Annotated in this window: 10 protein-coding genes; 6 read left to right on the top strand and 4 right to left on the bottom strand. The window is 66.9% G+C overall.

All coding sequences use genetic code 11. The annotated features are described in order from the left end of the window. The coding region (locus ACFPZL_RS07165) for a cell division protein CrgA (RefSeq protein ID WP_382334968.1) at positions 1 to 408 on the top strand (408 nt) is incomplete at its 5' end. A 227-nt stretch (positions 409 to 635) separates the two neighbouring features. Here the strand turns inward: ACFPZL_RS07165 and ACFPZL_RS07160 are convergent. Together ACFPZL_RS07160 and ACFPZL_RS07155 are read right to left on the bottom strand one after the other, a co-directional pair. Further along, positions 636 to 1,580 (bottom strand): rhomboid family intramembrane serine protease, encoded by a 945-nt coding sequence (locus tag ACFPZL_RS07160; protein WP_218114688.1) that lies wholly within the window; start codon positions 1,578 to 1,580, stop codon positions 636 to 638. A gap of 5 nt (positions 1,581 to 1,585) precedes the next feature. Further along, positions 1,586 to 2,116, bottom strand: coding sequence for a peptidylprolyl isomerase (locus ACFPZL_RS07155; RefSeq protein ID WP_218114687.1), 531 nt, complete (start codon positions 2,114 to 2,116; stop codon positions 1,586 to 1,588). A gap of 212 nt (positions 2,117 to 2,328) precedes the next feature. On the opposite strand from ACFPZL_RS07155, the gene ACFPZL_RS07150 reads away from it, so the two are divergent. Both ACFPZL_RS07150 and ACFPZL_RS07145 read left to right on the top strand, forming a co-directional pair. Further along, positions 2,329 to 2,826 (top strand): DNA/RNA helicase, encoded by a 498-nt coding sequence (locus tag ACFPZL_RS07150; RefSeq protein WP_218114686.1) that lies wholly within the window; start codon positions 2,329 to 2,331, stop codon positions 2,824 to 2,826. A 137-nt stretch (positions 2,827 to 2,963) separates the two neighbouring features. Next, entirely contained in the window at positions 2,964 to 3,743 is a 780-nt protein-coding gene (locus tag ACFPZL_RS07145; RefSeq protein ID WP_218114685.1) for a hypothetical protein, read from the top strand. 234 nt (positions 3,744 to 3,977) lie between these two features. On the opposite strand, the gene ACFPZL_RS07140 is transcribed toward ACFPZL_RS07145, so the two are convergent. Then, positions 3,978 to 4,502 (bottom strand): NUDIX hydrolase, encoded by a 525-nt coding sequence (locus tag ACFPZL_RS07140; RefSeq protein WP_218114684.1) that lies wholly within the window; start codon positions 4,500 to 4,502, stop codon positions 3,978 to 3,980. A gap of 10 nt (positions 4,503 to 4,512) precedes the next feature. Further along, positions 4,513 to 5,652, bottom strand: a complete 1,140-nt coding sequence (locus ACFPZL_RS07135; RefSeq protein ID WP_218114683.1) for an alpha/beta fold hydrolase — start codon at positions 5,650 to 5,652, stop codon at positions 4,513 to 4,515. Positions 5,653 to 5,817: 165 nt separating this feature from the next. Here ACFPZL_RS07135 and ACFPZL_RS07130 point away from each other — a divergent pair, with 165 nt between their 5' ends. The 3 genes from ACFPZL_RS07130 to ACFPZL_RS07120 all read left to right on the top strand — a co-directional run bounded on the left by ACFPZL_RS07130 (position 5,818) and on the right by ACFPZL_RS07120 (position 8,935). After that, the gene (locus tag ACFPZL_RS07130) at positions 5,818 to 6,612 is read left to right on the top strand and encodes an NYN domain-containing protein (protein ID WP_218114682.1); all 795 of its coding nucleotides are present in this window, start codon (positions 5,818 to 5,820) and stop codon (positions 6,610 to 6,612) included. Between the two features lie 9 nt (positions 6,613 to 6,621). Next, a complete protein-coding gene (locus ACFPZL_RS07125; RefSeq protein ID WP_218114681.1) occupies positions 6,622 to 7,239 on the top strand; it encodes a GyrI-like domain-containing protein in 618 nt (205 codons plus the stop codon). A gap of 277 nt (positions 7,240 to 7,516) precedes the next feature. Next, positions 7,517 to 8,935, top strand: coding sequence for an MFS transporter (locus ACFPZL_RS07120; protein WP_236021984.1), 1,419 nt, complete (start codon positions 7,517 to 7,519; stop codon positions 8,933 to 8,935). Positions 8,936 to 9,506 lie beyond the last annotated feature (571 nt).

Here is a 9,506-nt window from a genome sequence, read left to right as displayed (position 1 = left end):
CCTGGCGCGCGCGAACCGCTGGACGCGGGCGGCGGCAACGCGCCCGGCACCGTGCCCGGCGTCGCGACCGGCAGTTCGTTCATGCGCTCAATTCTAGGGAACCCGGCTGGGAGGCGGGATCCGGGTAGAATCGTTCACATGGCACGAGCTGGTAAAGAAGTGAGCAACTCCAAGAGCACGTCGGTCGATCGCGCGAACGCGGCGGAGCTGCGGAAGGACGCGCCGAATCCGGTGTGGTTCAAGCCGCTGATGTTCGGCTTCATGCTGCTCGGCCTGATCTGGATCGTGCTCTACTACGTCACCAGCGGCGGTGCGGAACTACCGATCCCCCAGCTCGGGCAGGCGAATATCTTCGTCGGCTTCGGCCTGGTGCTGGTCGGCTTCATGATGACACCGTGGTGGAAGTGAATTACACCGGTGTGATTCATCCCCAGATGTGAATGAATCTGTGGATAACTACGCGAGCCGCGTAAGGAGAACGCATAGCGTTCTTTCGCGGCGTCGCGCTGCGCCACAGCGCAGTCCCCGGGCCGCATAAGGAGAACGCATAGCGTTCTCTTGCGGAGCCGCGCTGCGCCACTGCGCGGTCCCCGGGCCGCGTAGGGAGAACGCGACGCGTTCTGCCGCGGAGCCGCTCAGAACGTGAGCGGCGAGATCACGAAGTAGAGGCCGCTGAGCACCACGAGCAGCACGCCGAGCCCGACCATTCCGAGGATCCGCCCCTGCCGCCTGCGCGGCCCGCGCGAGGCGACGAGCAGTCCCATGGCCGCGGCGCCCACGATCATGCCGCCGAGGTGCGCCTGCCACGAGATCGCCGCACCCGGCAGGAAGCCGATGCCGAAGTTGATCGCGATGAGCACGGCCAGTGAGGTGATGTTCACGTTGGCGGCGCGGTACCCGACCAGCGTCGCTGCCAGCACACCGAAGATCGCGCCCGAGGCGCCGACGGTGGGTACCAGGATCGAGGTGACATCGAAGTAGCCCCAGATCATGACGCCCAGCGATCCGCCCAGTCCCGCGAAGAGGTAGAGGACGAGGAACCAGGCCCGGCCGAGCATCTGCTCGAGATTGCGCCCGAAGAGCCAGAGCGCGTACATGTTGAAGAGGATGTGGAAGATGAACCCCGTCGAGTGGGTGAACATCGCCGTGATCATGCGCCACGGCTCGAAGCCGAACAACGCTCCCGGCACCATGTCCGGCGGCAGCGAATAGGCGGGGGCGTACCACAGCGCCGCGGTCACCCCGTTGTCGGAGAACGTCGCGCTCAGCCACTGCAGGACGAAGACCACCGCGCAGATAATCATGATGCCGTAGGTCACCGGCGTCTCGCTCGCGGCGACCCGGCGGCCGGTCGCGCGTGCCGAGCGGCCGACGCGCTGCTTCGTCGCGGGCTTCGCCTCGCGCACGCACTCGGGGCAGAGCACGCCGACTGCGGACACGACCTGGCACTGCGCGCAGATGGTGCGCCCGCAGCGCTGGCACAGTGTGAAGCTCGGGGTGCCCGGGTGCCGGTAGCAGACGTCGTTCGGCCCGTGCTCGGCGCGCTCGCCGAACTGCGGGCCGGAGCCGCCCTGCGACACTCTCGCTAGGCCTCGGCGCCGGCGGCCGCCGTTCCGGCGACCTCGATGCCGGTCATCACGACGTCCTCGAGCGGCCGGTCCATCGGGCCGACCGGCACGGCTGCGATCGCGTCGACCACGGCCTTCGAGTCGGCATCCGCGACCTCGCCGAAGATGGTGTGGTTGCCGTTCAGCCAGTTCGGGGCCATCGTCGTGATGAAGAACTGGGAGCCGTTGGTGCCCGCCAGGCGACCGGTCAGATCCGGGCGCTTGCCCGCATTGGCCATCGCGAGCTGGTACGGGTGGTCGAAGACGAGCTCGGGGTGGATCTCGTCGTCGAAGGTGTAGCCGGGGCCGCCGGTGCCGGTGCCGGTGGGGTCGCCGCCCTGGATCATGAAGTCCTGGATGATGCGGTGGAAGATGACGCCGTCGTAGAAGCCCTTCTGGGCCAGATCGACGAAGTTCTTCACCGTCTTGGGCGCGTGATCGCCGAAGAGGTTCACCACGATGTCGCCGTGATTGGTGTGAATGGTCGCAACCGCCGAGTGGAGAGTCATGCGGAACAGTCTACGCGGTCGATACCTCCATCCCGGCTGCACGGGAACGCGAGTGCGCCGGCCCGTGAGGGTGCCGGAATCTCGAACGCATCGACTGCGAAGGCGTCGAAGGCCCGCCCGCGCCGGACTGTGAATACGCACAGCCGCCTGGGCGGCCGTCACCGGCTCGGTGTAGCGTGGAGGTAAGCCCACCCAGCGCAATGGAGGTCTCCATGTCACTCTCACGCAAGCGCCGCCGCGAACTGAACCGTCTGCGGGCGCAGGCCGAGGATCTGCTCGAGCAGCAGCGCGAAGTGCTCGGCCACGCCGGCAGCGTCGCGCAGGAGGCCGGGCGCCAGGCGAAGCAGCTGAACGCCGAGTTCGTCGCCCCTCGGGTGAACGAGGTCATCGACAACGTGCGCCCCGGCATCGATCGGGGTATCGCGCGGGCGCGCCGGTCCGCCGACCAGGTGCGCCTGATGGCAGCCCCGCTCGTCGCGAGCGCACTGCTCGGCACCGTGCGCAGCCTGGAGCGGATCGAGAATCGGGACGCGGCGCGTCAGGTGCGCAGCTTCGGCGAGCAGCGCGGCCTGATCCAGCCGGAGAAGAAGGGCGGCTTCGGTCGTTTCCTCGCCATCGGCGTCGGCGTCGCCGCTGCCGCAGCAGTCGGCTACGCGCTCTACCAGGCCTTCCGCAGCGACGACGAGCTCTGGGTCGCTCCCGAGGACTGACCGGCTGACGCGCGGCGCCCTGCGAAGACTCGCGGGGCGCGCGTGTATTCGCGGGCTCCGCTATTCGCGGGGCTTCGACTGTCCGCCCTGACCTCGGCTCTGGCGCCACTCCTGCCGGGTTCCCTTAGGCTGGCGTCGTGGTCGACACCAAACAAACAAAGACGATCGGCGAGCACTGGGTCGCAAGCGAACTCGCACGCCGCGACTGGGCACCGGCCCTCACCCGAGACGGCCTCGAGCGCACCGACATCCTCGCCGTAAAAACCATCGGGGAACGCCTCCAGATCGAGATACAGGTCAAGTCAGCTCGCGGTACCGGCCAACACATCAACTGGCCACTCGGTACGAAGTCCCAGCAGCCACCGCTCCATGATTACGAATGGTTCGTGATGGCCGCCATCGACCCGGATCCAACAGTTCCGTTGCGTGGCTACGTCATCCCCAGGGCGCACGTCGCGGCTGCTGCCTGGATCGCACACATGGACTGGCTGACCGAACCAGGCATACCCGAAGGCAAGCGCACCGCAGGTATCGACCGATCCCGCGTCTACGTACGCGACTTCGCAGCTTACGAGGGCCGGTGGGATCTCTTAGACCTGCCAACCACGGAAGCACCTGTGCTGCTCCCTGCGCGCTTCCGAGATCTTGCGACCGACCCGCGAGTAGGCCTCCCCGAAAGACATCCCTGGCACGACGGACTCCCGAATCTTTGGGGAAAGGTGAGAAACGAAGCCAACGCCGAGACGATTACGCCGGTGGAGCTCGCAGAAGAACTTGGACATCTCCCTGAGGCGAGACCCGGGCTTCGCGTCCGCGAGTATCTCCGCTCCCAGTATCCGGATCATCCGAAGCATGAGCACTGGCATCTGACCCAAGCAGAAGCGGATGGTGTGCGGAGGTACTTCGCACAGGGGTGAAGCCCTTGGAGAAGCGCGCAAGCTCGATGCCGCATGACAGCGCTGCGTTGAGTTGAGCACAAGACGCCTACATAGGGTTTCGTGTTAAAACCAGAACTCGAGCCCGAACGCCGCATCCGGACCCGAAATCGGACCCGGGCTTCGCCGGAACGAGTAATTGCCCGAAATCGCTACCAATTCCAGGCCTTAACTTGAATTAAATGATCCGGGGGCTTTGATTGCGTGAAACCTCCGCTATTCGCGGGGCTTCGACTGTCCGCCCTGACCTCGGCTCTGGCGCCCACCGCGCCCGGAACCGCCGCGATCCGAACCTCCCCGGCTCGATCCGCCTCGTGCGCGCTGGTCGAGGCCGGCCATCCGCATCCCCGTCTGAACGAGCGAGAGCGTGCGCAGGGAGCGGATCTCGCGTATCGGCACCCAACGCGCCTCGTCGGAGGATCCGCCGACCTCGTGGCGCAGCGGACCGTCCGCCACCGTCGCGCGGTAGACGATGCGGATCGTGTGCAGCTCCGGATCGGTGCCCTCGGGAACCTCCTCGCGTACCATCACCCGCGAGTCCACCCCGAGGAGCTTGCCGATGCGCGCCTCGAGCCCGGTCTCCTCGAGGACTTCGCGGATGACGGCGTCGCGGGGATCCTCACCGCTCTCGAGTCCGCCGCCCGGCAGCGTCCATCCGTGCAGGTGGCCGCGACGCCAATGGGTCAGCAGCAGTTTGCCGCGACGCTCGACGACGGCGTAGGCGGCAACCCTGAGATCCATGGTGTCGAGCCTAGGGCATCGGACCCCGCACGGGGTCGGCGACCTCCCGGCCGTCACGCTCGGCGGCCGGTTCGGCTGCACCCTGGTCCGGCGCGAGATCCTCGTCGGCTCCGGCGCCGTGCGCGCCGTACGCCGCCGCCCATCCGGTGACCCAGCAGTCCAGCCGACGATATGCGGACGCGCGCGCCCGGCGCTCCGAGAGGAACACGTCGTGCAGGGCACCGTCGATGCGCTCGATCGTGACCGTCGGTCCGAGCCGCAGCGACGCCCGGGCGACGCCCTCGACCTCGAGCACGGTATCCGCGCGCAGCATGTCCTCCCGCCACGTCATCCCGAAGGACGATCGGGCAGAGAGCAGGACGCATGCCGGTGCGCCGACGTCGATGCCGCGTTCGATCCGCGCGTGGCCGTCGAGGATCGCCCGCAGCCATCCCGCGCGCACGGGCTGCGCATGCTCGGGGCGCCACTCGAGGTTCACGAGGGCCTGCTCGTCCGGCTCGGCGACCATCCCCTGAGACCGCTTGTAGAAGCCGAGGTCGAGCTGGGGCAGGGCCAGGTCGTGCGGGCTGTGCCGCGCATGCAGGTTCACGACCGGAGCCAGGGCGCGCCGCACCGCACCGCTGACCTGCAGTTCGAGCCACGGGCTGTTCAGCACCACGGCGTCGGCGGTTCCGCGGTGACGATCCGCCCAGAGGCTGAGGATCAGTCCGCCCGTCGAGTGCCCGAACAGCACCAGGCGCCGATCGCCCCCCGCACCCCGTATCTCCTCCACCGCGAGCCCGATCTCGATGTCGTAGTCGTCGAGGTTCTCGACGTAGCCGGGAGTCTGACCCTCGCGCAGGCTGCGCCCGTACTTGCGCAGATCGAGCGCGAAGAAGCGGGCGCCGCGATCCGTCCAGAACTCGGCCAGGCAGCGCTGGAAGAAGTAGTCCGACCAGCCGTGGACGTAAAGGACGTCGACGCCCTCGAGAGGCCGGCGCCGATGCAGGATCCGATCCCAGAGCCGCGGCCGCGCCGGGACCGACCGGACGAGCGTGGCGACGAGCGGGCCCTGCTCGTCCTCGCCGAGGGCGAGGTCGCGGCATTCGAAGCCCTCGCCCAGGACGTCTTCCCGCCAGTCCCCGATCGCCCCGTCCGTACCCGTGCCCATGCTCACAGTCTACGAAGCGGCGAGTGCGTCGGCAGTGGTACCGGAGGCGGATCCGCTCTCTGCACCGGATCCGGATCCCGCACCGGATCCGAGCCCGCACCGGTTTCGATCCCGCGGAGGCGACTCGACCGTGTGCCGCCACGCCGAGTCTGTCATGCTGGGGGCATGTCCGAGAAATCTCCGCGCATCGCCGTACTGATCGATTCCGACAACGTGAGCGCCGAGCACATCGCCAACATCCTCGTCGAGCTGACCCGATACGGCACCACCTCGGTGCGGCGCATGTACGGCGACTTCACGACGGATCAGCTGCGCGGGTGGAAGGCGGCCGCAAACGAGCACTCGATCCAGCCGATCCAGCAGTTCTCGTACACCACGGGAAAGAACGCGACCGACAGCGCGCTCATCATCGATGCCATGGACCTCTTGCATCAGAATCAGCTCGACGCCTTCGCGCTCGTCTCCTCGGACAGCGATTTCACGCGGCTCGCAGCCCGGCTGCGTGAATCGGGTGCACGCGTCTTCGGGTTCGGCGACCGGAAGACGCCGAAGCCGTTCGTCAGCGCGTGCGATACCTTCACCTACTTCGATGCCCTGCAGGTCGACGCGTCGTCGACCGATTCGCCCGAGCCGGCCATGGCGCGGGCGGAGTCCGGATCGGACGCGGAGGGGACGGTATCGGCGCCGGCCCGGCTGCCCGCGAAGGATCTGCGTCAGGACACCCGGCTCATGAACCTCTTGCGCGCCGGGATCGCCGCCGTCGCCGACGACGACGGCTGGGCCCACCTCTCGGGCGTCGGATCGACGATCCAGAAGCAGTCCCCCGACTTCGACTCGCGGAACTGGGGCTATGCGAAGCTCGGCGACCTCATCGAGGCGGTCGGGCTGTTCGAGGTCGAGCGGGTGAAGCGGAACAACGGCAGCACCAACGTCCAGGTGCGGGTCCCCAAGAAGAAGTAGGCGCCGGCCGTGCCCGACAAGATCGATTTCAAGAAGACCCTCGACGCCTACCGGGCGTCCGCGGGCAGCTTCCGGATCCTCGACGTGCCCGAAATGCGGTACCTGATGATCGACGGATCCGGTGATCCCAACAGCGATCCCGCGTACGCCGAGGCCCTCGAAGCCCTGTACCCGGTGGCCTACAAGCTCAAGTTCGCGAGCAAGCAGGAGCTCGGGCGGGACTACGTGGTGCCGCCCCTCGAGGGGCTGTGGTACGCCGACGACATGGACGCGTTCACGGTGGCACGGGACAAGTCCCGCTGGCACTGGACGATGATGCTGCTGGTGCCGGAGTGGATCGAGCCCGAGCTGGTGGCGCTCGCGGTCGAGCGCGCCGGGGCGTCGAAGCGGCCCGCGCGGCTCGACGCCGTCCGCCTCGAGATGCTCGACGAGGGTCGGTGCGTACAGACGCTGCACATCGGTTCGTTCGACGACGAGGCGGAGGTGCTCGAGCGGATGCATCACGAGTTCATCCCCGGGCACGGCCTTCGCCTCGCGGGAAAGCATCACGAGATCTACTTCAGCGACTTCCGCAGGGTCGCACCCGAGAGGCTGCGGACGATCCTCAGGCAGCCCGTCGCGGGGTGACGGTCGCGCCTCCCGCTACTCGTCTTGCTCGCGCAGTGCGCGCCCGAAAGCGTCGAGCTTGCGCTCCACCGCGTCGATCATGGTGAACACTCCGCCCAGCGGCATACAGCCGAAGATCGCATTCAGCGTCTTGGCTCATGCGTCGAAGATCTGATTAAATAGTCGACGGCATTTGCGCTGATTCAGCGCCTCGATGACACGACACGACAAGCGCTCCTCTCGGAGCTGTTGGAAACGGCACGGTCGATCCACGCCCTAACGTGTCAGGAGTTTCCCCGTGTCCGATGTGCTTTCGTCCCCGACCTGGAACCGCCGTCAGGCCGTTCTCATGATCGCGGTCGCCGCTGCCGCGGCATTTCTCGCGACGTTCAACGAGACGTTCCTCAACGTCGCGCTGAACCCCATCATGGATCACTTCGGCGTCACGGTCGGCACCGTCCAATGGCTGACTACGGGCTACCTGCTGGTCGCAGCCGTATTCGTGCCGGTGTCGAACGTGCTCTACCGGCGGTACTCCACCCGTCCGCTCTTCGTCGTCACCGTCGCGTTCCTGGTCGCAGGATCGGTCGTCGGTGCCCTTGCTCCGAGCTTCGAGGTGCTGCTCCTCGGCCGTCTCCTGCAGGCCGTGGGCACCGGCCTTCTCGTTCCGATCGGCATGAACGTCGCACTCGCGGTGGCGCCCCGGCACAAACTCGGCCTCGTCATGGGCGTCATGGCGGCTATGACGACGCTCGGCCCCTCGGTGGCGATCGTGGCATCCGGAGCACTGCTGACCGTGGCTTCGTGGGCGACCCTCATGTGGGTCTTCGGCGGGCTCGCGGTTGCGGTCATGCTCGCCGGCGCGCTGTTCCTGCGCAACGTATCCGTGCTCTCGCGGCCGCGCTTGGATGTGCTCTCGTTCCTGCTCGTCGCGGGAGCCCTGAGCGGGTTGCTCTACGGCGTATCCACAGTCTTCGAAGGATCTCTGCTGGTCGCACTCTGCGCCGTCGTGATCGGCGCAGTCCTGCTCGTCCTCTTCGTCGTCCGCCAGAAGCGCATCCCGAACCCGCTCATCGACCTCCGTCCGTTCAGCAGCCAGGCGTTCGTGGTCGGAGTCGTCATGACGATGCTCGGCCTCGTCTTCGTGTTCGCGATGAACGTCGTCATTCCCATCTTCCTGCAGACCTCCAAGGAGCTGACCCCGCTCGGCGCATCGCTCGCTCTCGCGCCCGGCATTCTGCTGACGGTCGCCATGGGCCCCATCGCAGGCCGCCTCTTCGACCGAAGCGGCGGGGGCGCAATGATCCCTGTCGGCTACATCGTCATGGCGGCCTTCTCGCTGCTCGTCGGTTGGGCTGCCGCCGGCCCCTCGGTCCTGCTGCTCGCACTGCTCTACATCCCGGCCGTGCTCAGTACGGCCTTCGTGATCGGCCCCGCGCAGACCTTCGCGCTCGCCGGCCTCGATCGCGAGACCGGGCCGCACGGCGTGACGATCCTGAGCACGAGCTTCCAGGTCGCCGGATGCGTCGGCACGTCCTTCGGTATCGGCGTCTACGGCGCGCTCCACCAATTCGGTCTCGGCCGGGGGCAGGGCGTCGCCGATGCCTCGCTCCTCGGATTCCAGGGTGCGGTGCTGCTCGTCGTCCTGACGTCGATCATCGGTGTCGTGCTGGCGATCCGCGCTGCTCGGATGAACCGTCGTTCGGTCGCCGGATAGCCGTCCAGGATAGAGGCCGGCGCATCACCAACCGCGGTTGGGGGCGCCCCGAGACAATGGCTCCGGAGCCTGCACCTCGCGGAGACGAGCGCATCTCGCTGGTGCCGCTCGTCGGGCCCGCACAGGTCGACCAGGCGCGACCACCGCCGCATGCCCGCCTCGACATCACCGATGTCAGGTGTTCTCGTACGTCTGAAATTGTGGACGTCGGTGGACTCAAATCGAGTCAGTGGAAGCGGATCGAACGGCTGAGTTTGGCTTGGGAGCAGGCAAGGACGTCTACCGTCGCAGAAGACGAGCTTCCCGTTTTTACCGAACTTGATCTCGTGACCAACCCGAGGAGACGAGCACGAACCCCTTTGACGACTCAAGAAGTGGACGCAATCCGAACAGCACTCCTCGACTGCGCGAGCGTAGCTTTGATCACCGATCAACTCCAAGACAGTCAGACTGTGGCAAGAGGGAAGGCGAGCTAATTGGAAACGTATCTGCTTTGATGCTCCTATATTTGTCAACTTGTAGGCGCGCTTGTTTCGAGCCATTCTCGGTATGCCAGAGCGAATTCGTCATC

The sequence above is a fragment of the Leucobacter soli genome (assembly GCF_042659205.1).
GTDB classification, from domain to species: Bacteria; Actinomycetota; Actinomycetes; order Actinomycetales; family Microbacteriaceae; genus Leucobacter; species Leucobacter soli.
The sequence above is the reverse complement of the archived record's forward strand: the minus strand, read 5'-3'. Positions and strand labels throughout refer to the sequence as shown.

Coding starts and splice junctions, on each gene's coding strand:
- ACFPZL_RS07155 (WP_218114687.1), bottom strand. CDS start 2,116: ATGACTCTCCACTCGGCGGTTGCGACCATTCACACCAATCACGGCGAC.
- ACFPZL_RS07150 (WP_218114686.1), top strand. CDS start 2,329: ATGTCACTCTCACGCAAGCGCCGCCGCGAACTGAACCGTCTGCGGGCG.
- ACFPZL_RS07140 (WP_218114684.1), bottom strand. CDS start 4,502: ATGGATCTCAGGGTTGCCGCCTACGCCGTCGTCGAGCGTCGCGGCAAA.
- ACFPZL_RS07135 (WP_218114683.1), bottom strand. CDS start 5,652: ATGGGCACGGGTACGGACGGGGCGATCGGGGACTGGCGGGAAGACGTC.
- ACFPZL_RS07130 (WP_218114682.1), top strand. CDS start 5,818: ATGTCCGAGAAATCTCCGCGCATCGCCGTACTGATCGATTCCGACAAC.